The organism is Sphingobium lactosutens DS20 (assembly GCF_000445105.1).
Taxonomy (GTDB): Bacteria; Pseudomonadota; Alphaproteobacteria; order Sphingomonadales; family Sphingomonadaceae; genus Sphingobium; species Sphingobium lactosutens.
Genome location: NZ_ATDP01000103.1, coordinates 170110 through 193128 on the forward strand (window position 1 = coordinate 170110; position 23019 = coordinate 193128).

The 23019-nt window shown below is 63.7% G+C and carries 24 protein-coding genes; 5 read left to right on the plus strand and 19 right to left on the minus strand.

All coding sequences use genetic code 11. The features are described from left to right. Positions 1–20 precede the first annotated feature (20 nt). From hmpA to RLDS_RS48105, 4 genes are read right to left on the minus strand one after another with little or no spacing between them, the layout of a single operon-like run. Entirely contained in the window at positions 21–1232 is a 1212-nt protein-coding gene (gene hmpA / locus RLDS_RS48090; protein ID WP_021227572.1) for an NO-inducible flavohemoprotein, read from the minus strand. Between the two features lie 49 nt (positions 1233–1281). Next, positions 1282–1560 (minus strand): DUF1971 domain-containing protein, encoded by a 279-nt coding sequence (locus RLDS_RS48095; protein ID WP_009824053.1) that lies wholly within the window; start codon positions 1558–1560, stop codon positions 1282–1284. A gap of 2 nt (positions 1561–1562) precedes the next feature. Continuing rightward, positions 1563–2249 (minus strand): alternative oxidase, encoded by a 687-nt coding sequence (locus RLDS_RS48100; protein ID WP_021227573.1) that lies wholly within the window; start codon positions 2247–2249, stop codon positions 1563–1565. 16 nt (positions 2250–2265) lie between these two features. Then, a complete protein-coding gene (locus RLDS_RS48105) occupies positions 2266–2703 on the minus strand; it encodes a group III truncated hemoglobin (protein ID WP_009824051.1) in 438 nt (145 codons plus the stop codon). 92 nt (positions 2704–2795) lie between these two features. Here RLDS_RS48105 and RLDS_RS48110 point away from each other — a divergent pair, with 92 nt between their 5' ends. Continuing rightward, the gene (locus RLDS_RS48110) at positions 2796–3221 is read left to right on the plus strand and encodes an RrF2 family transcriptional regulator (protein WP_009824050.1); all 426 of its coding nucleotides are present in this window, start codon (positions 2796–2798) and stop codon (positions 3219–3221) included. A 362-nt stretch (positions 3222–3583) separates the two neighbouring features. Then, positions 3584–4216, plus strand: a complete 633-nt coding sequence (locus RLDS_RS48115) for a tyrosine-type recombinase/integrase (protein ID WP_021227574.1) — start codon at positions 3584–3586, stop codon at positions 4214–4216. Between the two features lie 399 nt (positions 4217–4615). On the opposite strand, the gene RLDS_RS54705 is transcribed toward RLDS_RS48115, so the two are convergent. The 13 genes from RLDS_RS54705 to RLDS_RS48185 form a co-directional block, all read right to left on the minus strand. Beyond that, positions 4616–5881: a GGDEF domain-containing protein gene (locus tag RLDS_RS54705; RefSeq protein ID WP_021227575.1), complete on the minus strand. Its 1266-nt coding sequence runs from the start codon at positions 5879–5881 to the stop codon at positions 4616–4618. Between the two features lie 1175 nt (positions 5882–7056). Beyond that, a complete protein-coding gene (ccoS, locus tag RLDS_RS48130; protein ID WP_021227578.1) occupies positions 7057–7203 on the minus strand; it encodes a cbb3-type cytochrome oxidase assembly protein CcoS in 147 nt (48 codons plus the stop codon). After that, entirely contained in the window at positions 7200–9335 is a 2136-nt protein-coding gene (locus RLDS_RS48135; RefSeq protein WP_021227579.1) for a heavy metal translocating P-type ATPase, read from the minus strand. The genes ccoS and RLDS_RS48135 overlap by 4 nt, the downstream gene beginning before the upstream one ends. Then, complete coding sequence (locus RLDS_RS48140) at positions 9335–9808, minus strand: FixH family protein (RefSeq protein ID WP_021227580.1); 474 nt, start codon at positions 9806–9808, stop codon at positions 9335–9337. Before RLDS_RS48140 ends, RLDS_RS48135 begins: the two co-directional genes overlap by 1 nt. After that, positions 9808–11244, minus strand: coding sequence for a cytochrome c oxidase accessory protein CcoG (gene ccoG / locus RLDS_RS48145; protein WP_021227581.1), 1437 nt, complete (start codon positions 11242–11244; stop codon positions 9808–9810). The genes RLDS_RS48140 and ccoG overlap by 1 nt, the downstream gene beginning before the upstream one ends. A 21-nt stretch (positions 11245–11265) precedes the next feature. Then, positions 11266–12186 carry a cytochrome-c oxidase, cbb3-type subunit III gene (gene ccoP, locus RLDS_RS48150; RefSeq protein ID WP_021227582.1) on the minus strand — a complete coding sequence of 307 codons (921 nt, stop codon included), beginning with the start codon at positions 12184–12186 and terminating at the stop codon, positions 11266–11268. Then, positions 12179–12355, minus strand: a complete 177-nt coding sequence (locus tag RLDS_RS48155; RefSeq protein WP_021227583.1) for a cbb3-type cytochrome c oxidase subunit 3 — start codon at positions 12353–12355, stop codon at positions 12179–12181. The genes ccoP and RLDS_RS48155 overlap by 8 nt, the downstream gene beginning before the upstream one ends. Next, on the minus strand, positions 12352–13086 hold the full coding sequence (gene ccoO, locus RLDS_RS48160; protein ID WP_021227584.1) for a cytochrome-c oxidase, cbb3-type subunit II: 735 nt from the start codon (positions 13084–13086) through the stop codon (positions 12352–12354). Before ccoO ends, RLDS_RS48155 begins: the two co-directional genes overlap by 4 nt. Positions 13087–13098: 12 nt before the next feature. After that, a complete protein-coding gene (gene ccoN / locus RLDS_RS48165; RefSeq protein ID WP_031298779.1) occupies positions 13099–14757 on the minus strand; it encodes a cytochrome-c oxidase, cbb3-type subunit I in 1659 nt (552 codons plus the stop codon). 147 nt (positions 14758–14904) lie between these two features. After that, entirely contained in the window at positions 14905–15648 is a 744-nt protein-coding gene (locus tag RLDS_RS48170) for a Crp/Fnr family transcriptional regulator (RefSeq protein WP_021227586.1), read from the minus strand. Between the two features lie 131 nt (positions 15649–15779). Next, positions 15780–16385: a response regulator FixJ gene (gene fixJ, locus RLDS_RS48175; protein WP_021227587.1), complete on the minus strand. Its 606-nt coding sequence runs from the start codon at positions 16383–16385 to the stop codon at positions 15780–15782. A 15-nt stretch (positions 16386–16400) separates the two neighbouring features. Continuing rightward, on the minus strand, positions 16401–17546 hold the full coding sequence (locus tag RLDS_RS48180; RefSeq protein WP_021227588.1) for a sensor histidine kinase: 1146 nt from the start codon (positions 17544–17546) through the stop codon (positions 16401–16403). 20 nt (positions 17547–17566) lie between these two features. Beyond that, a complete protein-coding gene (locus tag RLDS_RS48185; RefSeq protein ID WP_021227589.1) occupies positions 17567–18382 on the minus strand; it encodes a universal stress protein in 816 nt (271 codons plus the stop codon). A 119-nt stretch (positions 18383–18501) separates the two neighbouring features. Between RLDS_RS48185 and RLDS_RS48190 the strand changes: the two genes are divergently transcribed. Continuing rightward, positions 18502–18864 (plus strand): hypothetical protein, encoded by a 363-nt coding sequence (locus tag RLDS_RS48190; RefSeq protein WP_021227590.1) that lies wholly within the window; start codon positions 18502–18504, stop codon positions 18862–18864. A gap of 10 nt (positions 18865–18874) precedes the next feature. Continuing rightward, complete coding sequence (locus RLDS_RS48195; protein WP_040603882.1) at positions 18875–19378, plus strand: GNAT family N-acetyltransferase; 504 nt, start codon at positions 18875–18877, stop codon at positions 19376–19378. 22 nt (positions 19379–19400) lie between these two features. Here RLDS_RS48195 and RLDS_RS48200 read toward each other — a convergent pair whose 3' ends face one another. Beyond that, complete coding sequence (locus RLDS_RS48200; protein ID WP_021227592.1) at positions 19401–20408, minus strand: 2-hydroxyacid dehydrogenase; 1008 nt, start codon at positions 20406–20408, stop codon at positions 19401–19403. 95 nt (positions 20409–20503) lie between these two features. Then, complete coding sequence (locus RLDS_RS48205; protein ID WP_021227593.1) at positions 20504–21166, minus strand: OmpW/AlkL family protein; 663 nt, start codon at positions 21164–21166, stop codon at positions 20504–20506. Between the two features lie 130 nt (positions 21167–21296). On the opposite strand from RLDS_RS48205, the gene RLDS_RS48210 reads away from it, so the two are divergent. Beyond that, on the plus strand, positions 21297–22601 hold the full coding sequence (locus RLDS_RS48210; protein ID WP_021227594.1) for a radical SAM protein: 1305 nt from the start codon (positions 21297–21299) through the stop codon (positions 22599–22601). Positions 22602–23019 lie beyond the last annotated feature (418 nt).

Consider the following 23019-nt stretch of genomic DNA (forward strand, 5'->3'; position numbering starts at 1 on the left):
ATGCAACGGATAGGGGCCTCTCAGGCGGCCAGCAATTCGTCTGCCGGTCCGAAGAATTCATAGTGGATGCGACTAGCCGCTACACCAGCCTGCGAGAGTGTGGCAACCGCGTGACGCAGAAAGGCGCGGGGCCCGCAGATGTAGTAGTCCGCTTCGGCAATGGGCGTGTTGGCCACCAGCCATTCGTCGGTGATGATCCCGGCGATGTCGTAGTCGCGCCCCGCCACTTCGTCGCCCAGCGGGTGCTGATGAAAGTCGGTGACACTTACCAAACCGGCGCTCGCCGCCAGTGCCTGGACGTGATCGCGCATTGCCTGGGTGGTACGATCATGTGTGCCGTGGACATAGTGGATCGGCGCGGTGCCTCCCTTCGCCACGAGCGCCTCCAGCATCGCGACCATTGGCGTCAGACCCACTCCGCCCGACAGCAACACCACCGGTCGTTCGCTCGTATCATCAAGGAAGAACTCGCCCGCCGGAGCTGCGACCTTGAGTCTGCTGCCGACGCCCGCAGTATCGTGAAGCCAACCCGAGGCCAGCCCCTGTGGTTCGCGCTTGACCGAGATGCGATAGGTCTCGCCATTGGGCGCCGCGGAAATCGAATAGTTGCGCTTCACTGACGGATGACCGGGGATGTCGAACCAGAAGGTCAGATACTGGCCGGGCTTGTATGCCATTACAGGGAGCCCATCGGCGGGGCACAAGATAAACGAGGTGATGACCGCGCTTTCCGGCACGACTTCGACCACCTTGAACTCGCGCCAGCCGCTCCAGCCTCCGTCGGCCGATTGCTGTTCCGAATAGAGCCGATCTTCACGCGCGATCAGGATATTGGCGAGGAACCAGTAGGCTTCGCCCCAAGCAGCGAGAATCTCATCGGTCGCAGCATCGTCCAGCACCGCCTTGATCGCGCCGAGCAAGGCATCGGCGACATAGGGGTAATGCTCGGGCAAAATCTGCAAACCGACATGCTTTTGCGCGATGCGCTCCACCGCCGGCGCGAGTGCCGCGAGGTTCTCGATGTTGCTCGCATAGGCAAGGATGGCCCCGGTCAAGGCGCGCGGTTGCGATCCCGCATCACCGTGGTGCGACTGGTTGAACAAGGCGGCGATCTCGGGGTTCTGGAACAGGCGGGCATACATTTCGTGCACGATGGCGAGGCCATGGGCTTCGAGTGCGGGGACCGTGGCCTTGACGAGCGCGATCGTCTGCTCGCTGAGCGGCTGCGACATGGAATTCTCCTGAGATGGAAAGGTGGTTCGGGAAGGGGGCAGGTCGTGGTCAGAAACCGGGTGGAGGCCGGTCCCAGAAATCGACCTGCATTTTCATCGTGCCCAGTGGCGTGACGAAATGCGGTTGTTGCGGCTCGATCAATCCGGGCCGATCAGGGGTAAGGATCACCTCGCTGGTTGGATCGAGATAGGTGAGCCGGAGCTCTCCCTCGATCACCCGGATCACGCCCCACACGCCCGCCTTGGTATCGTGGCGGGCGCGCAGGGCAGCGGGCAGGCTATCCTGATCGAACACGGGGGTGGAGCGATAGGGGCGCGGTTTTGACATGGTCAGGCTGCCAGCCGGATATCGTCCGCGTGCTCGGGATAAGGAGCAACACTCAGCGGTGCAGGCTTGCCCGCCAGTTCATCGGCAAAGCCGTGGTTGACGTCGCGATGATGCGCTTCGTCGGCGCGGACCACCAGCACCACGTCGCGCAAGGTGGCTGTATCGGGCAGCTTCCAGTAGCGACGGGCGATCATCGGGGCGGCGACATCCGGGCTGCGACCCTCGTCGATCTCCTTGAGGTAGAGAGTGTAGCTGATCACGGCCTCCTCCTCGAAATAGCCGACCACGCGGTGCGCGGTCCGTGCGCTCACCAGATAGAGGCCGAAGAAGGCGAGATAGAACGCCCACTGCACCAGCAGAATCACCAGCCGCTCGAACAGCGACGGCTGGGCGACCTCGATGAAGGTCATCAGGTGCATCCGCTCGTTCTCCGCCTCTTCCATCAGGGTGCGGATCCAGCCGTTGTCACCCTGCATCCGGCGCAGGCACCTGAGGTGAGTGAGTGTGGCGCCGACCATGCCGGGCACGGCGGCGACGGTTTCGAGCACGATGGCGCGATGGCCGTAGCGCTTGGCGAAGAAGGTATCGGCGCACAAGCGCAAGACCTTGGTGAAGCCGAGCGCGATCCGATCACGCAGGTCGCGCGGGGTGTGGTGAACGGTCAGATCGACCAGCGGAATGTCGGTCATGGCAATATGCTCCTTTTCAGGCATGGTCCGTCGCGGCTGCTGTGGGGCTGCCGGGTCGGTGGGAAGAGGCGGGCACTGGCTGGGCTTCCAGCCGGAAAAACATCGCGAGCTTCAGGCTCTCGGCGATCCGCGCGGCCTTGGCCTGCAAGGCAGCAGCGGCTTCGGGGGCCATCAGTTCATCGGTGGTCTCGGCCCAGAGTGCGAGCCAGCGCTCGAACAGGGCGGGGGTGATGCGATCGCGATGCTTCACATGCGCAGGCACCGGCTGGCCCTTGTAGCGTCCGCTGGTGAGCATGACGGAGGACCAGAAGGCTCTCAGCTTCTCGAGATGTTCGGGCCAGTCGTGGATGGCATCGTTGAAGATCGGGCCGAGTTCTTCATCGCAACGGACGCGGGCATAGAACGCGTCGACCAGCCGGGTGAGGCCGGGTTCGGTTATGTCGAGTGCTGGCATGGCTGCGACTCCAAATCATGTATCTAGGATGCATCTATACTGACGCTGAAAAACATGCAATGAGAATACATGATTATTTTTGCGGAGCTGCGATGCGCCTGACGCGCTACACCGATTATGCCATGCGGGTGCTGCTATACCTCGGGCGGCAGCCGGGCGAGCTGGCCTCGATTGCAGTCATTGCGCGCGCCTTTGCCATTTCGCAGAACCACCTGATGAAGGTGGTCAACGATCTGGTGAACGCGGGCTATCTGGAAAGCGTGCGCGGTCGCAACGGCGGGATCCGCCTCGCCCGCCCGCCGCACGAGATCAACGTCGGCGCACTGGTTCGCCAGACCGAGGACGATTTCGATCTGGTTGGCTGCGGGGCCTGTGTGATTGCCCCGGCCTGCGGCCTCACTAGCGTGCTCGACGAGGCGCTGCTGGCATTCCTCAAGGTACTCGACGGCTACTCACTGGCCGACGTGCTGGCGCGCAAGGGCGATTTTTCACACCTCCTCGCGCCTGTGGATGCATGAATTAGCAGGTAATTCTCTCTGCACAGTGCTCATAGTTGATCAATCAGTCTTGCAGCGGCGAAACGCCGTGGACGACTTGCACTCCCAGCTGTCCGAACAGCGCGTCAGTTCCTCTAGCAGCAGTTTTCAAGACGCTAGAACGGCGACTTTTTGCTGACGGTCGTTGCACCCGAATGTTGGAATTTCGTGCGAGTTGTCGACAGACCGTCCTGCGTTGATCGGAGGGGTGGTTCTGGCGAAAGCTGCCGATTGCAGACCCACGGGCTAGCGGCGCAAGCTGATCGGCACGAGCCAAGAGGCATTTCCACATTAGGCCGGCAATCGTTCTTCAGAAGGCCAATTCTGGCCATCGGAGAACGAACATGGACATGCCTGAGAACACACTCGCATCCCACAAGCGTCAGGTCTGGAACGCGGGGCGCACTGTCGGTGCCAAGCGGGCGCTGAAGCCGAAGCAGATCTGGGAGATCCGCTTCTACCTCAACCAGCGCTGCCGCTTGCGAGATCGAGCTCTCTTCGACCTTGCTATCGACAGTAAGCTGCGTGGCTGCGACCTCGTGCAGATCAAGATTGGCGATATTGTCAGCGGTGGACAGATTCGCACCCGCGCAATCGTGATGCAGCAGAAGACCGGACGACCGGTTCAATTCGAGCTGCTGCCAGATACCCGCACCAGCTTGCTCGCATGGCTTGAACGTCGTGGCGGCACGGTAGACGATTACGTGTTTCCAAGCCGTGTTGATCGTAACGGCCATCTTAGCACCCGCCAGTATGCAAGGCTGGTTGATGAATGGGTGACGGGAGTGGGGTTGATGCGAAATGAGTACGGCACCCATTCACTGCGCCGAACCAAGGCCTCGATCATTTACCGAGCGACAGGGAACCTGCGCGCAGTCCAGATATTGCTCGGCCATAGCAAGATCGAGAATACGGTGCGTTACCTCGGCATCGACGTTGAGGACGCCCTTGCCCTCGCCGAGAACACTGAAATTTGAAAAGCTAGTTGGCTCCCCCTTCGGATGGGGAGCCAACTTAATCGAGTTTGGGACATTCCGGTCCTTCAAGCCAGATGCCCTGAATGACCGACTCAGCTAGAAGCCGTCGTGATCGACCTGAAGTTCGAGATAGCCGATAAGCCTTCACCATTGGCGCGCGCAGGTTGCGACGGGTTCTTGTCGCGCTCGGTCTCCTGCGTTGGCCGCGTCGGGCGCTTCCGCGTGTCTCGACCGCAGCTTACGCGTTGCCGATAGCCGATCTCCCCGCAAGGAATGCCGCGACGTCCGTCTGCACCACATTGTAGAAGGCGAGCCTAGCGAAACCGCGACCTTCACCGGAGGGCTACCCCTCACCACTGGAAAATTGACCAAAGCGGGTCAAAGGCGACGAGCGCGATTTTAGCTAGCCTGCTGACTTAACTGCCAATCACGAGAATGCCAGTCAATTAGGCGTTCAGAGCAGTCCATCTGCTCGGCGTTTGACGCAGCATCCATGACACACTGGTCGCGTCCCTGCTGCTTCGCCTTGTAGAGCGCCGCATCCGCTACCGCATATAATTCGGCAAACGACGACCTGTTGCTAGCATTAGCAACACCGATGCTGACGCTTACCTGTCCCGCTGCTCCTTCGCGGAATACCCGCTTCGTCCTGGCAATGCCGGAACGAAGCCGTTCTGCCACTACCGCAGCTTCGTCCGAACCGCTGGCCTCGATCAGAGCCATGAACTCTTCGCCGCCAATTCGGCCAAACAGGTCATTATCTCTCAACAGCGACCGTGCATCGCGCGCTACTTCGGTCAGGATGCGATCTCCAGCGAGATGGCCATAGGTGTCGTTCACAGATTTGAAGTGATCAACATCGATTACGAGCATGTACAGTCGAGACGGGTTCCGCAACATCAATAGCTGCTCAACATCCTGAACGATCCGTCGGCGACTCAAGACTCCGGTGAGGGGGTCGTAGTCAGCTAGCCGGCTGAGTTCAACATTGGCACGATGCAGTTCTTTGGTTCTCTGTGCGACCTGCTGCTCCAGGTCGCGATGTACGCGCGTAAGCCTATCGGCCATATCGTCGAAGTCATGCGCCAGTTGTTCCACCTCATCACGCCCAACTTTCGCGCGAGACGGAGGAGCGCCCTCGGTTTGAAAGCGCTGCGTCAATATCCGCGTTCGGTGGGTCAGGCGCGCAAGTGGTTTGCCCACATAGCGTCGGAGCAGTAGGCCGACAGCGACACCCTGCAGCGCAAGACAAAGCACAGCGGCTATCGCGACGCGTGCAACGGCTCGCATCGCGCCCGATTGTATCACCTCGTCATTTTGGATGGTCAGCACATACCATCGAGGAGTGTTGACCATACGCATTGAAACATGCGCGCCTAATTGCTGCACATGGCCCAAAAAGGGCTTGCCGGCGTTGCCTCGAATAAACCGCCACAATGCCTTGAGCTTTGGATCACGCGTCCGCGTAAGATCCAGCAACTGCTCCGATCCCGCTATGCTTTGGTGAGTATATTGTGGATGCCAGATCAACATCCCTTCCGCCGATACAAGGACAGTGTCAGTCGCCGGCAGCCCTTTCAATTCATCCGCCGATAATAGATCATCAAGCAGAAGACTCGTGCCCCACGTCCCAATGTGACGTCCTTTCCAGTCGACAGGAGTCATGCAACCTGTAGTCCAGGTTCGACCGGAAGTGTCGTATAATATGTGAACAAGAGGCGTGCATCGCGTGGCTCGAGATGGATTTAGCGCAGGTGTGCTTATTCTCGCGAAGGTCTCCTGCTGGAAGTCGAGGTCTTCGGGGGCCTTTTCCGGTAGAAGCCACGCCTGTCCTCACGGTCTGGGGCGAACATGATAAGCGTATTTCCCGGCGTGAAGAAGTACAGGCTTTTCAGGTCAGGGCGAATGCCTTCTCCGACTGCGTGAGCTACGCGTGTGGCACGGAGAATGAGTGCGCGCTATTGGGGATCCGGTTCCGTCCTGATATAGGCGCCTACACCACGCACATAGCCGAACGGTGTTTGGCCACCGTCGAATAGCAAGTCCGAACTGCGCCGCCCCCCCCGATTGTGGCGCGGAAACAGAGTGTCCAGGTTGCCTACATCGTCGGGATCGGCCCCGGCCGCAAGTTCTGCCAGCAACAACTGCTTCGCGTGGTCGTGCGCTGCCCGGAGACGAGTGAAACGCCCTTCCTGAAGCGCAGCCACTTGCCTGTTCTGGCTGTCGAGCCGGGTTAGCGACTCGCTCAGAGCTTGGCGCCTGATGTCAAAATACACTGCAGCGCCAAATGCTATAAACAGCGATCCGATCACAAGGGAAAGGGTAAGCGCCGCCCTAGTAGAGATTGGCATTTTGCGAAGCGCGGGGGACATCATGATCGCTTGATTTTGGCAGCTTACGGTGAAAAATATCTAAAGCTCACCAGCCGCGGCTGAGTTTGGCCTGGAGATCTCGTTCGCGCCAGAAAGAAGGAGGTCTGCCAGCACAGGGCCTCCGCTTGCCCCGCGGTATATCCTTTCATGGCGGCGCCGAGGTGGCTCGTACCCCCGCGTGATCATATATGCCGCAAATCGACTGCTTCTGCAGTTTGCATTGAATGCGTCGCCCGACGCAATGGCGGTGCGCGGTTTCTGCCTGGCGCATAGCTTGTCGCTGTCGGATGGCCATGTCTCCGTCTTCCTTGACTTCGCCGATTTCAGCCCGGGATAGAGTTGTTGACACCCTGTTGGCTAAAATTGGTGCGCGCAGCTGCCCTACTAGCCACTGGCGCCTCCAAATGTTCGATTTTAGGCGTGAGCGGTCGTCCTCGCTACAACTTCGACCCAGAGTGTCGGTCAGGATCAGTCCTCCTCGCCCTCAACCAGCATTCGCATCGCCGCTCCGTCGAGATCGTCATACTGACCGGTGCGCAGCGCCATGAAGAAGGCCGCAAGTGCCATAAGTCCGCACAGCAGGGCGAGCGGGATGAGGAGGGTTAGACCTGTCATTTCGCGCTGTCTTTGAGACGAAGGGCGTTGAGGATGACGATTAGCGAGGACAAAGACATGGCTACCGCCGCCACCAGCGGCGTCACCTTGCCCGCGATCGCGAGCGGCACCGCCAATATATTGTAGCAGATGGCGAGCGCGAAATTCTGCTTCACTACGCGTATCGTGCGCCGCGCGGCCCGCAGCGCGATCGCGACCGGCGCCAGCCTGTCGCCTAGGAAGACGATATCGGCTGCGAGCTGGCTGGCGTCGCTAGCCGATGCCGGCGCTATACTGGCATGCCCTGCGGCAAGCGCAGGTCCGTCATTCAGCCCGTCACCGACCATCAGCACCTTCTGCCCCTGCGCCTTTATACGGTCGAGCAGCGCTAACTTGTCCGCAGGTCGAAGTCGGCCAATCGCGGTTGTACCGGTCGCGCGTGCGATCTCCTCCAGTGCCTCGGGCTGGTCCCCACTGGCGATGAGTGTCTGAAGGCCGGCAGCGCGCAACGCGGCCAGCGTCTCGGCCGCATCGGGTCGCAGAGCGTCGGTGAACGGGAGCAGGTGAACATCCGCGCCGTGGCGATATTCGCTCGCCAACTCAAACAGGGTGATCAGACTGCGCGGCCGAGCCAACGAGACCGGCACGCCGCGATGGTTGGCGAACAACCCCTCGCCCGGCACCTCACGGATGGGATCCAGCGTGGCGGGTCGGACGCCTTCGGCCTCCAGCGCCTGCCGCAGCGCGACGCTCAGCGGGTGGCGGCTGGCCTGCGCCAGCGCGAGCAGGATGGAATGATCTTCCCCGTCGAGCCTGTCGAGATGACGCGGAACGGGGCGGCCAAGGGTCAGCGTCCCCGTCTTGTCGAACACGGCTTCCGTCGTCTCGGCCAGCCGCTCCAGCGCGGAGCCGTCCTTGACCAGCACGCCCTGCCGCATCAGCGCACCGCACGCGACAACTTGCGCGACGGGCACAGCGAGGCCGAGCGCACAGGGACAGGTGATGAGCAGCACCGCGACCGCGATCAGCAGCGACTGATGCACGCCCGCACCACCGACCGTCCAGCCGATGAAAGACAGGGCGGCGAGCAGATGGACGCAGGGCGCGTACCAGCGCGCCGCCCGATCGGCGAGGCGGACATAGTGCGATTTGCTTTGTCCCGCCTCCTCCATCAGCCTTGCGATGTCTGCAATCACCGTGTCGGCGCCCGCCGCCGTCACCTCGACCGTCAACGGGCCGGCGACGTTGAGCGCCCCGGCCTGCACGACATCGCCCGCCTGGACGCGAACGGGCGTGCTTTCTCCAGTCAGAAACGAGATGTCGAGGCTGCTGTCTCCCATTAGAACGCGCCCGTCCGCCGCCAGCCGCTCCCCCGCCGCGACCAGCATCCGCATTCCCGGACGAAGCACGTCGGCCTCCGACCACCGGCTCTGTCCCGCCTCGTCCAGCACCAGCGCGCCCGGCGCCGTCTGCTTCAGCAGCGCCGCGACCCCGGCCCGTGCCCGGCCGCGCATCATACTGTCGAGGCAGCGTCCCGCGAGCAGGAAGAAGAGCAGCATCACCGCCCCGTCAAACCAGGCATGCGCGCCGCCGCTTATGGTCTCAAACAGGCTCATGCTCGTGGTCAGCAGCACGCCAATGCTGATCGGAACGTCCATGTTGGTGCGCCCTTGCCGCAACGCCGCCCAGGCGGAACGGAAGAAGGGCTCGCCGGCATAGGCGACGGTCGGCAGCGCGATCAGGGCGGAAAGCCAGTGGAACATCTGCCGCGTGGCGCCTTCCGCACCGGACCAGATGGATACCGACAGCAGCATGATGTTCATCGCGGCGAAGCCGGCAACGGCGAGGGCTCGGAGCAAGGCCCGATTCTCCGCCGCCGCAACGTCAAGGCCAGGGTCGGCCAGCGCCTCGGCCTCGAAACCGAGCCGGGCGAGCGCCGCCTTCAGGTCTGGCGGGCTCAAAGCCGCATCATGCCGGATTGCGACGCGCCTGGCCCCCATGTTGACGCGGGCCGATTCGATACCGTTAACCTTCGGCAGGCCGTTCTCGATTTTCGAGATGCAGCCCGCGCAGTGGATGCCAGGGACGGCTAGGAGGCTTTCGCGTGTTTCGGCCAGCGGTGCGGGTTCAGGGAGCAGCGCCCGTGTCGCCATCAGTCGATCTCCCGCAGCAGATGCTGCTCGCTGCCACCATGCCAGACGTCGAGGCGAACGCGCCAGCGACCGGGTGGTAGCGCAGCTTCGCTGACATAGCGGCCGGGCGCGGCCTCACGAAAAGCGAGCGGAATATCGGCGACCCGGCCGAGCGGATGCTGCGCGAGCGCCTTCACAGTCCCGCCCCGGACCGGCGCGCCGGCCCCGCTGCCCAGCGTCAGCACGACGTGGCGCGCACCATCCGTCGCCACCCCGTCCTTCCAGCGCAACCCATCCTGCGCGCGGGCAGCGGCCAACCAGCCATTGAAGCGCTGGCTCGCGACATAGCTGTTCTCCACCACCGTGCCGCCAAAGGACCGGACGGCGACGGTCGCCATCAGAACGTTGACGGCGATCACCACCGCGAAGAAAGCGACCAGGATCGCAGTCATGTGCCAGCCGGTGAAGCGGCGCGCGGGAAGGCTGTTGGACATTATCGGGACCTTTCGAAACGGGCGGGCTCGCTGTCGCCGCCGCCCTCGCGGTCAGTAGCGCGAACGGTGAAACGGAAGTCCTGGCGCTGCGGCCCGGCGCCTGGGAGGGCGACGAACAGGCGCAGCCTGGCGACGCTGTCGGCGGGCACGGTTGTGCCGACGTCGGCTTGGGCCTCCTCACGGGTCATGCCGTCGGTCCAGAGGCGCGCCCCGGGCAGTCCCTCGACCGTCACCGCCATCGGGCGTGGCCGCGCCTCCATGTTGCGCAGCTTCACCGTATAGGCGTTGCGGACCATGCCGTCGGACAGGCGCACGGCAATGGGATTGCGGTCCTGCTGCGCGCTGATCTCTATACGGGTGCGGGCGCCGAGCGCGAACAGCATAGCAAGGCCGATCCCGCACCACAGCGTGAAATAGGCGATGGTGCGGGGACGCAGCAGCGTCCTCAACACCGGTTGAGGCGCTGCGCCCTTTTTCTCCGCTTCCGCATCGTCCTCGGTGCAATAATCGATCAGGCCGCGCGGGCGGCCGACCTGTGCCATCACCTTGTCGCAGGCGTCGATGCACAGCGCGCAGGTGATGCAGCCGATCTGCGGCCCTTCACGGATGTCGATGCCGGTCGGGCACACCGCAACGCACTGGTTGCAGTCGATGCAGTCGCCATAATCGCCCGGATGCGCCTCCGCCTTCTTCAGGCTGCCGCGCTTCTCCCCGCGCCAGTCCTTGTAGGTGACGACCAGCGACTTCTCGTCCAGCATCGCGGTCTGGATGCGTGGCCAGGGACACATGTAGATGCACACCTGCTCGCGCATGAAACCGCCCAGGACTAAGGTGGTGGCGGTCAGCACGCCGACCGTCGCATAGGCGACGGGCGCGGCGGCGCCGGTCCAGAATTGCTGCTGGAGCGTCCGCGCGTCGGCAAAGTAGAAGACCCAGGCGCCGCCCGTCAGGAAGGCGATGGCCAGCCATGCGGTCCATTTGAGCAGGCGCCTCGCCAGCTTCGCCGGGGTCCAGGGCGCCTTCGCCAGCCGGATCTGCGCGTTGCGGTCGCCGTCGATAAAGCGTTCGACATGCTGGTAGAGGTCGGTCCACACCGTCTGCGGGCAGGCATAGCCGCACCAGGCCCGCCCGACTGCCGAGGTGACCAGGAACAGCCCCACCCCCGCCATGATCAGCAGGCCGGCGACATAATAGAATTCCTGCGGCCAGATCTCGATCGCGAACATGTAGAAGCGCCGATGGGCGAGGTCGATCAGCACCGCCTGATCGGGCGCATAGGGCCCGCGATCCCAGCGTAGCCACGGCGTCACCCAGTAGATGGCGAGCGTCGCCACCATCACCGCCCATTTCAAGCGGCGATAGAAGCCGTCCACCGCCTTGGGATAGACGCCCTTGCGCTTTTCGTAGAGGTCGGAGGAGCCCGCAGGCATCAGCATGCTGCCTACCCCCGAGCGAGCTTATTTGCCGCCATCGCGCACCTCTTCGGCAGTCGCAACGACCGGTGCCGCCTCGCCGCCCCCAAGGCTGTGAACATAAGCAGCGAGCATCCGTACGGTCGCGCTGTCGAGCTTGTCGCCCCAACGAGGCATCACGCCCTGACGGCTGTTCCACACGGTCTCCCGGATTGTGTCGGGGTCGCCGCCATAGAGCCAGATGCCGTCGGTGAGATTGGGCGCGCCGAGTTCGCGACTGCCGTGCCCAGTGGGGCCGTGGCAGACGGCGCAATTGTCAGCGAAGAGCCTTGCGCCGCGCTGCGCCGCCGCGCCGGGACGATCCTGCCGGCTGATGGTGCGCACATAGGCGACCACATCGTCCACTTGCGGCTCGGTCAGCAACTGATCCCGGCCGAATGCGGGCATCTGCGACATGCGGGTCGCCGCATGATCGGGATTGCGCACGCCATCGAAGATCGTCTTCTCGATCGTCGCCAGGTTCCCGCCCCACAGCCAGTCGTCGTCATTGAGGTTGGGATAACCCTTCGATCCCGCCGCGCCCGACCCATGGCACTGCACGCAATGCACCCGGAACGCCGCCCGCCCGCCCTCGACCGCTGCCTGCATGAGCTGCGGCTGGCCCGGCAGCGCCTCGATCAGCGTTTCGGCGATCGCCTTGCGGATCGGCGCGACCTGTGCCTCGCGCGTGGTCAGTTCCTTGTCCAGCGCGCCCCGGCTGGACCAGCCGAGCATGCCCTGGGTGGCGCTGTGGATCATCGGCCAGGCGGGATAGGCGATGGTATAGGCGATCGCGAAGAGGATGGTGGCGTAGAAGGTCCACAGCCACCAGCGGGGCAGCGGCGTGTCCAGTTCCCGGATGCCGTCCCATTCATGCCCCTTGAGCTCCGTGCCAGTCGCGGGGTCGATATGCTTCTCGTCAGCCATGATCGGCCTCCGTCTCTTCACGGTCCTTGAAGATCATCGTGGATGCGGCGCGGCTGTGCGCGCGGCCGCGCGGCAGGAAATGCCAGCCCACCAGGACGAGGTAGCTCGCCCCCATGAACACCAGCCCCCAGCTGTCGGCGAAATGCCGCAGCGTGTCATAGCTGCTCATCGCTCCACCTCCTGCGGCTCGGCGGCGTTCACGTCGACCAGCGTACCCAGCATCTGGAGATAGGCGACCAGTGCATCCATCTCGGTGAGCCTGTTCGGGTCGCCGTCAAAATCGCGCACCTGCGCCTTGGGATAGCGCTTCAGCAGGTCGGCGGCGTCAGCTGTCGGGTCGGCCTGGGCGGCAAGGTCGGCATTGGCCTTGTCGACGTCATCCTTGCTGTAGGGCACGCCGACGTCGGACAGCGCCGTCAGATGCGCGGCCATGTCGCCCGGCTTCAGATCACGCTCCGCGAGGAAGGGATAGGTCGGCATGATCGATTCCGGCACCACCGCGCGCGGGTCCTTCAGGTGCTGGACATGCCATTCGTCCGAATAGCGACCGCCTACTCGGGCAAGGTCCGGACCGGTGCGCTTCGACCCCCATTGGAACGGATGGTCGAACATGCTCTCGGCGGCGAGGCTGTAATGGCCGTAGCGCTCGGTCTCGTCCCGGAAGGGGCGGATCATCTGGCTATGGCAGTTGTAGCAGCCTTCGCGGATGTAGATGTTGCGGCCCGCCAGCTCCAGCGGCGTGTAGGGGCGCATCCCCTCCACCTTCTCGATCGTGTTGTCGATCCAGAAGAGGGGCGCGATCTCCACGATGCCGCCGATGGCCACGACGATCAGAGCGGCGATGCCCAGCAGCGAGACATTGCGCTCGAGCTTGCCATGGTCGAAAAAACGGGATGCCATGAGGGCGTCTCCTTAAACGGGCTGGGCGATCAGCGGCTTGTCGACCGCCGGGTCGTATGCCGCGTCGTGCATCGGCTTCTCCACGCGCAGCGGGCTGCCGGCGATGGTACGGCCGATGTTCCAGGCCATGATGATCGCGCCCGACAGGTAGAGCAGGCCACCGGCCGCGCGGATCAGGTACATGGGCAGCATGGCGCTCACGACTTCCGAGAAGGCGTAGACCAGATAGCCGTCCGACCCATATTCGCGCCACATCAGCCCCTGCATGATGCCCGCGACCCACATCGACGCGGCGTAGAGGACGATACCCACCGTCGCGAGCCAGAAGTGCCAGTTGACGAGGCGCAGCGAATAGAGCCGCTCGCGCTTCCACAGGCGCGGGGCGAGATAGTAGAGCGAGGCGAAGGTGATCATGCCGTTCCAGCCGAGCGCGCCGGAATGGACATGGCCGATGGTCCAGTCGGTATAGTGCGAAAGGCTGTTGACCGCCTTCACCGACATCATCGGCCCTTCGAAGGTCGACATGCCGTAAAAGGCGAGCGCCATCACCATCATGCGGATGATCGGGTCGGTGCGGATTTTGTCCCAGGCGCCATTCAGCGTCATCAGGCCGTTGATCATGCCACCCCAGCTCGGCATCCACAGCATGATCGAGAAGACCATGCCCAGCGTCTGCGCCCAGTCGGGCAGCGCGGTGTAATGCAGGTGGTGCGGACCCGCCCAGATATAGAGGAAGATCAGCGACCAGAAGTGGATGATCGACAGGCGATAGCTGTAGACCGGCCGCTCGGCCTGCTTGGGCACGAAATAATACATCATGGCGAGGAAGCCGGCGGTCAGGAAGAAGCCGACCGCATTGTGGCCGTACCACCACTGGGTCAGCGCATCCTGCACGCCCGCAAAGGCGCTATAGCTTTTGGAGCCCAGGAAGCTGACCGGCACCGTCAGGTTGTTGACGATGTGCAGCATCGCGATCGTCAGGATGAACGACAGGTAGAACCAGTTTGCCACATAGATGTGTGGCTCGCTGCGCTTCAGGATCGTGCCGCCGAAGACCACGAGATAGGCGACCCAGACGATGGTCAGCCACAGGTCGACATACCATTCGGGTTCGGCATATTCGCGGCCCTCGGTTACGCCCATCAGGTAGCCGGTGGCGGCCAGCACGATGAAAAGCTGGTATCCCCAGAAGACGAAGTTCGCGAGCGCGGGAAAGAAGAGCCGGGCACGGCAGGTGCGCTGGACAACGTAGAAGCTGGTCGCGATCAGCGCATTGCCGCCAAAGGCGAAGATGACAGCCGAGGTGTGTAGCGGCCGCAGCCGCCCGAAGCTGGTATATTCCAGGCCGAGGTTGAGCGCCGGGAAGGCAAGCTGTAACGCGATGTAGAGGCCCGCCAAGAAACCGGCGAGGCCCCAGAAGACGGTGGCGATCACGCCCCAGCGGATCACATCGTCATAATAGCGCCCCCGATCAGGCGGCATCCTGACCAGTCCTCGCGCGAAGGCTGTATAATCGGCGGTGCGCACGCCGTAGATGGCGAGGCCGAGCGCCACCGCGCTCACGATCCCCATATGAACGGAAAAGCCGCTGTCGCGCGCCGCCAGCATCGCCGCGAAGGCGAGCAGCGCCAGCGCGAACCAGCCGCCTGTCCGCATTACCAGTCTGTCCATGGATCTATCCCCGCAAAGGCTTAGCGGCGCCCTGTTGGAAAGTGCCCGCCGCTATGCCCCGACCTCTGTCAAAAGCGATGCGGCGGGTCTTTACGGGAAAATGCGTAGGCTGAGGTGTTCGCGGTGAATGAGCCTGACAGGCAAGCGTCAGGCCGCCTCAGACAGCCCTTCCAGTGCAGCCATGTTCACCGGCCGCACGCCGCGTCGCCCGACCAAGTCGATGAAGCCGTCACGTTTCATCTCGGTCAGCTGCCGGGAGACCGTTTCAATGGTAATGCCCAGAATGTCGGCGATCTGCTGCCGCGACAGCGGGAGCGCGATCACGCCGTCCCTGTCCGCGTGCAGCCGCCGGCTCATGTCGAGGAGGAAAGTGGCGACTTTCTCCCGCGCAGACTTGCGGCCCAGCAGGAGCATCCAGGCGCGGGTCCGGTCGAGATCATCCAGCGTTCGTTGCAACAAGCGATGCTGCAATTCCCCGTGCCGCATGGCGAAACCATCGAAACCGCCACGCGGGAAAAGACACAGCCGCGCGTTGGTCAACGCCGTAACACTATGCGGCGTTCGTGCGCCGAAAGGGCGGCCGATGAAGTCGGCGGCATAGACGACGCCGACAATCTGCTCGCGCCCGTCACCCGTGGATGTGGCGAGCTTCAGCGTGCCTTCAATCACATTGGCGACGACCATGCTATCGTCCCCTTCCCACATAACGGTTTGACCGGCCTGCAAAGTGACCCGCCGTCCCAGGCGGCTCAGCGCATCGCGATCACCTTCGTTAAGGTCCGCGCAGATGGCACGGTCGCGGACGACGCAAGCGTTGCAGCACTGGCTGCCGCAGGATCGTGCCGGGGTCGAGAAGGCGCCATTTTGCGTCATGTCAAATCGCATATCCATGCCGCTGGATGACGAGAGCGCAGGCCGCGACCTATCCGTAAATGTCCCTATCGGTGGGCGGCGTCGAAGGAATGAAACTGGAAATTGCGTGTCAGGCTTCACTCATCAAGCTGATGATTTCTTCGCCTCCTCTATCCGGCATGAAAGGCGATACGCAGCGCCTCAGCCAGACTCTTCACCCTCAGCTTTTGCATCAGGTTGGCACGGTGAATTTCCACTGTCCTGGGACTGATCCCCAGATCGTAGGCGATGCTCTTATTGGGCAGGCCCTGCACGAGCCCGTCCAGCACGTCGCGTTCGCGATCCGTCAGCACGTTGAGCCGCGCCCGCGCCTCCTCAGCGCGCGCGATGGCGCCGCGTTCCGCCAGGGACAGCGCCTTGGCGGCCTCGATACAGGCAAGCAGCGCTGCCTTCTCAAAGGGCTTTTCGATGAAGTCGCTGGCGCCCGTCTTCATCGCCGCGACCGCCATGTCGACATCGCCATGGCCGGTCATGATTACGACCGGCAGGGTAATGCCGCGCGCGCGCAGTTCCCGCTGCACCTCCAGCCCGTCAATGTCGGGCATGCGCACGTCGAGCAGCACACAGCCGCGCGGCAGCGTGCCCGCCTCCTTCAGGAACTCCAGACCGCCCGCGAACAGGCGCACGGCATAGCCGCTGGTCCGGAGCATGAAGGACAGCGAGCGGCGGATCGCCTCGTCATCGTCCACGACATAGATGATGTAGGGTTCGCTCATGCCGGTCTTCCGTTGCTAGTCCGCGGCGTCCAGGGTGAAATGGAAGGCGGTGCCGCCCCATTGCGACGGCGTGGCCCAGATGCGGCCGCCATGCCCCTCCACGATGGTCTGGCTGATCGAGAGGCCGAGGCCCATCCCCTGCGCTTTGGTGGTGGTGAAGGGGGTGAAGAGGGTGCGCGACATTTCCGGGTCCAGTCCCGGCCCGCTATCGGCGACAACGACCTCCACACGGCCGTTCTCCGTCGGGTTGGCAGTCAGGCGCAGAATGCGCGCGGGGCAGTTCTGCATCGCCTCTACCGCATTCTTGACCAGGTTGATGATCACCTGCTGGAGTTGCACCCGGTTGACCAGCACCTTGTCCACCTGCCGGTCGACGGCGATGTCCATATCGATGCCCCGGCTGTCCACACCGATAAAGGCCAGCGCGACGCCCTCTGCAAGAACGCCGCGCAGCGCCTCGGGCCGGCGCAGGGTTTCGCCCTGCCGGATGAATTCGCGCAGCGACCGGATGATCTCCCCCGCGCGGAGAGCTTGGCCGGCACTTTCGGCCATCGCCTCGTGCAGCATGTCGCGATCGACCGGGCCTTCGGCGTCCAGCAGGTCGCGCCCTGCCTCCATATAGTTGGCGATCGCGGTCAGCGGCTGGTTCAGCTCGTGCGCGAGGGCGGAGGCCAGTGTGCCCATTGCGGTCAGGCGGCTGGCATGGGCCAGTTCCGCCTGGAGATCGGCGACACGCCGCTCCGCCTGCTGCCGTTCGGTGAGATCGCGGATGAAGCCGGTGAATAGCCGCCGCGTCCCGTCGTTCACCTCGCCCACTGACAGTTCGATGGGGAAAGTGGACCCGTCCCGCCGCCGCGCGCTGGTCAGCCGTCCTATGCCGATGATCCGTTTTTCGCCCGTCGTCAGATAATGGCCGATATAGCCGTCGTGCCGCTCCCGATCCGGGGATGGCATCAGCATCGAGATATTCTCGCCCAGCACATCGCTTTCGGCATATTGAAACATGCGCTGCGCCGCCGCGCCGAAGGACACGATGCGCCCTGCCATGTCGATGACGATCAGCGCATCGGGCACGGTCGCCAGGATCGATCCCAGGAGGGCCTGCTCCAAGCTGTGCGCGCGCGCGCTCAGCCCGTCCGTTTCGTCATCCGCCACCGCCATGCCGCGACCATGCCGCCCTTTCAGTGCGCCAGCAAGAGCGGGACGGGCGCGTCGCGCAGCAGGCGGCGGGTTACGCCGCCAAACACCGTTTCGCGCAACCGGCTATGGCCGTATGCGCCCATGACGATCCAATCGATCGCTAGGTCGCCCACGACGCGCAGCAGCGCCTCGTCAACAGTTTGCTCCTGCCGCGGCCAGCTACGCAATTCGGCCTCGATGCCATGGCGGGACAGATATTCCAGCGCGTCAGTGGCCGGCAAGACATCCTTCCCGCCCTCCTCGATCGTCACGACCAGCACCGCATCCGCCAGTTTGAGGAGCGGAACGGCGGAGCGGAGCGCAGCGCCGGCTTCCTGCGACCCGTCCCAGGCCACCAGAGCCCGCCCGGCAACGGCGAAGCGCGTCGCCGCCTGCGGTACGCCCAGTACCGGTCCGCAGCGGCCCAGCGCCAGGTCCGGGACGATGGAAAGCGGGTCGTGCATGCCGCTGCGCGGCCCTCGCGGCAGGGTTGCCACGATCAGGTCGGCCAGGCGTGCGGCGGACAGGATACCGCTCACGGCCTCGCCCTCGCACTGAATCCAGTCCCATTGCACGCCTTCCCGCGCCAGCCGCGCCTCGACCTCCGTCCGCGCCTTGCGGTCGATGTCCCGCAGTTCCGCCATGATCGTCGGCGCGAAGCCCGCACCGCCATAGAGATCGGCCGCCACCAAATCCGGCAGCATCGTCACCTGAACGCAGCGGATATGGGCACTGGTCGCCCGCGCGATGTCGAAGGCGGCCTGAAGCCGGCTTTCCTGACCCAGATCGTCATGGATATGAAGCAATATCGATTTCATGGCCCCGGCCTTTCCGAGCGGATGCTTCCGATCGCCTTTTCTTAGGCCGGAGGTCCGGGATCGCACCATCAGGGATAGTCCTTATTTCTTCGGACGCCCGGAAACCGGAAAGAGAGGCCATGACATGGACGACGATACGCCTGGAACTGGCCCGCACGGAGGGTTTCCCCAATGGTTCGGCGGCGCGCAGCTATGTGCTGCGCCTGCCGCTGCAATCCGACGGGCTGATCGACGAGCAGGAATATCGGACCCACCCTGAACTGGCGACCGCCCGCCGCTTCTGGCCGAACGAGCCGGATCGGCGCGGTTATCTGCTGCGGACGCCGGAGGGGTGGGTGCTGTCCTATGCCCGCGGGGAAGAGGATGACGAAAGGATATTCCGGCTGGACGCGCACAGCGTCCGGCCGGGCAGCTATCTGACGCTGACGGAGCCCGACGGCGCGCAGCTCCCCTTCTTGGTCAAGGGCCTCGCGCCCGCCTAAACGAAAGGACATGGCTATGATTTATCTCGAAACCCGCGCCGGCTTCAGCCTCGCGGTCCGCCCTGCCACGCCCGCCGATGCCGCCGCGGTGATCGACTTCTTCGACCGGGTGTCGGACGAGGATCGCCGGTTCCGCTTCCTGTCCTCGATCCGCCACCTGACGGCGGCGCAAGCAAAGGACATCATCGACTTCGACTATCACCGGCGCGAGACCTTCCTCGCCTTCCTGCCCGGCACGGACGAGATTATCGCTGCCGCCACGCTCGCAGCCGACCGGACCGGGGAGAGCGCAGAAGTCGCGATCTCCATCGATGCTGACTATAAGGGACGCGGCATCGGCTGGACTCTGCTCGATCACGCAGCCGTCGAGGCCCGGCACTGGGGCATCCGCCGGCTGCGTTCGATCGAAAGTCGCGAAAATCACGCCGCGATCTCGCTGGAGCGGGAGAAGGGTTTCTCCGCGCGAGCCGTGGATGGCGATGCTACCCTAGTGATGCTGGAGCGCTGTTTCTGAACAGCGCTGGCACCGAGAGGCGCTACCGTGCCAGCGCCGGATCGATGCTGTTCGCAAGAGGCCGTCCCGCCTCGAAATCGCTAATGTTCGCCAGCGTCGTCTCGGCAATGCCTTCGAGCGCCTCCTGCGTCAGGAAGGCCTGGTGGCCGGTAACGAGAACATTGGGGAAGGTCAGCAGGCGCTGGAAATCGTCGTCTTCGATGATCTCGTTCGACAGGTCCTCGAAGAAGAGATCGGCCTCCTGCTCATAGACGTCGAGCGCGACGCCGCCGATCCTGCGGGCCTTGAGTCCGGCGATCAGCGCCCGCGTGTCGATGAGCGCACCACGGCTCGTGTTGACGATTACCAGCCCCTCGCGCGCCTTCGCGATTGCATCGGCGTCGATGATATGGCGCGTCTGCGGTGTCAGCGGGCAATGCAGCGAGACGATCTCGGCCCGCTCCAACAACTCGGCGGGCGGCACATAGGAGACGCCCATCGCCGCCAGCTCCGGATCCTCGACGACGTCGCTCGCCAACACTTGGCAGCCGAAGCCTAGTTGTAGCGTGCGCGCCACCAGCGCGCCGATCCGGCCGGTGCCGATGACACCTGCGGTACGACCGTGCAGGTTGCGGCCAATCAGGCCGTCCAACGAAAAATTATTCTCCCGCACCCGCGCCCAGGCGCGATGCACCTTGCGGTCGAGTGCCAGCAGCAGCGCAATAGTGAACTCGGCGACGGCATGCGGCGAATAGGCTGGCACCCGTACGACAGCGACACCCAGCCGCGCCGCAGTCCGGAGGTCCACATTGTTGTACCCCGCACAGCGCAACGCCACCAGTCGCGTGCCCTGCGCCGCCAGCCGTTCCAGCACGGCAGCGTCGGCCCGGTCGTTGACGAAGATGCAAACAGCCGGAAACCCCTGCGCCAGAGGCGCCGTGCTCTCATCCAGCCGGGGTTCCAGGAAATGGAGCTCATGCCCGTGCACGACATTGGCCCCGCTCAGGAACTGCCGATCATAGTCCTTGGTGCCAAAGATCGCGATGCGCATGGCCGCATAGTGGCAGGACCAGTTGGGCGGTCAATGGTTCGGATACCCGCAAACGGAAAAGGGCACCGTTTCAGCGGCGGCACCCCTCTCGGAGGTCAGAAGCGCATACCCAAGCCAACGCCGAAGACCAGTGGGTCTAGCTCCACATGGACCTTCTGTACGCCCGCAGCGCTCGTGCTAAGCCGCGCGTCGGTGTCGATGTCGATATATTTGATGTCGAAGTTCAGGAAGACCTTATCGGTCAGGTCGATGTCCACGCCGGCCTGCGCCGCCCAGCCGAAGCTGTCGGACATGTGCACCTTGGTCTTGCCGACAGCGCCCTCCAGAGCCGTGGAAGCGTCCTCATTGTAGAACAGCGTGTAGTTGATGCCGGCACCTGCATATGGACGCACCTTGCCCTGGGGCACGAAATGATATTGCGCCGTGAGGGTCGGTGGCAGCACCCAGGTGGAAGCGAGCTTGCCGATGCTGCCCGTCGTGCCGGTACGACCACTGGCGCTATGCTTGGTGGTCGCTGCGATCAGTTCGAAGCCGATATGGTCGGCCGCCATCCAGGTGAAGTCGATCTCCGGCGTGATTGCATTATCGATGCTCACCTTTTCGCCGGGGAACCCAGGCAGCACACTACCACTTTTTTCGTTGGGCGCGACGATGATGCCGCGCAGGCGGATCAGCACATCGCCCTGTTTCGCCTGCGCCGGCGTGGCGAGCGCGGCGGCAATGGCTGCGGCGCCCAGCAATAGGACTGTCCTGTTCATAGGGGTCTCCTTCCCTTCTGGTTGGTGACTGCCCTTTGAGCCCCATCGGCCGATTGGACATTGATCCGGCGCAACGCGTTATTTGACATGGCGCAATGTGCACTGACCGCGCCCGTGCGATCACGTGCGTATGTGGACCTATTATCCCGATCTGCTCGCGCGGCCGGTGCCGCGCTACACCAGCTATCCCACCGCAGCCCAGTTCAGCGATGCTGTGGGAGAGGCTGAATTGATGGCACGGCTGGACGCACTGGAGACGGACACGTCGCTCTCCCTCTATGTCCATATTCCCTATTGTCATGATATCTGCTGGTATTGCGGCTGCAACACCGGAGCGGCTAATCGCATCCAACGCCTGACTGCCTATATCGAGGCGCTGGAGCGCGAAATAGCAATTATTACGACGCGCTTGTCCGGCCGCGGCCGGGTGCGGCGCATCGCCTTTGGGGGAGGCAGTCCCAATTCCCTGCCGCTGGTTGATTTCGTCCGGTTGTCGCAACAACTGAGCCGCTGTTTCGATGCGCATGATGCGCAGATCTCGGTGGAGCTGGACCCCCGCCGACTGGACAACCAGTGGATCACGACGATGGCGGCTATGGGGGTAAGTCGCGTCAATCTGGGCGTGCAGACCTTCGCACCGGCGGTGCAGGCGCGGATCGGTCGCATTCAGCCGCACGACCTGGTGAAGCGCGCGGTGGAGGGCTTCGCCCGCGCCGGCGTGGCGACCGGTTTCGACCTGATGTACGGCCTGCCGGGACAGACAATTGAAGACCTCATCGCTACGCTGGACGCCAGCATCGTGCTTGCGCCCGCACGGATCGCGCTGTTTGGCTATGCCCATATGCCACGCCTTCTGCCGCGCCAGCAGCGGATCGACGCCAACGACCTGCCGGATCTGGCAACCCGCTTCGCCATGGCGGCGCAGGGGCACGAGCGGCTGATCGCCGCAGGGTATGAAGCGATCGGTTTCGATCATTTCGCCCTCCCCGGCGACGGGCTGGCGCAGGCCACGCGCGAGGGGCGACTGCGGCGCAATTTCCAGGGCTTCACCGACGATGACGCCGACATACTCATCGGAATGGGCGCGAGCGCGATCAGCGCCTTTCCCGATCTGCTGGTTCAGAATGAGAAGCGCGCCGGGGCCTGGCGCGAGCGGATCGCCGCCGACCGGCTTACTGCCTCTCGCGGGCTCATCCGCGATGGGGAAGACCGGCGGCGGGGGCGCATCATAGAGGCACTGCTCTGCCGGGGCGAGGCCCATCCGGGTGCGACACCCATGCCCGATCTGTCGGATTTCGAGGCGCTGGGGCTAGTCCGGCGCAGCGAGGGACGCATGCTTCTGACACCGGCCGCTCGTCCCTATGCGCGGGTCATTGCAGCACGGTTCGACGCCTATCTGGCGGCTGAGGAAAGGCGCTTCAGCCATGCGGTCTAGCGCGGCATGGCTAGCGGCTTCTGCTTGCCTCAATCTGGCGGCGGGGGCTCTGCCGGCACCGGCGGTTGCGCGCTCCATCCCATTTTGCGGCGCGCCGCCGCCTGGCTGGGTTCCGATCGACCGTCGCCATACGCCAAGACAACCCGCGCAGGGCAGTGCCTGCCATGTTCTGCTGTGCAACGCCGATCGCGAGAGGCGGAGCGGTTTCGGCGATCCGCTGGATCTAAAAAGGTGAGCGCTTCCAAAAAAATGAAGATGAGCCGCTGAACTGCGTAAAGTCACGCGGATGCGCTTGCCGGCTGATTAAGCCTTGAATGACCGGTTCTGGCGTAACTCGACATTCCGTCCGCGGCGTCGGAACGGCTTTAAGTCGTCGCAAACTGCCGCGCTGTGAACGTCAGCTATCCCTCCATTCCAC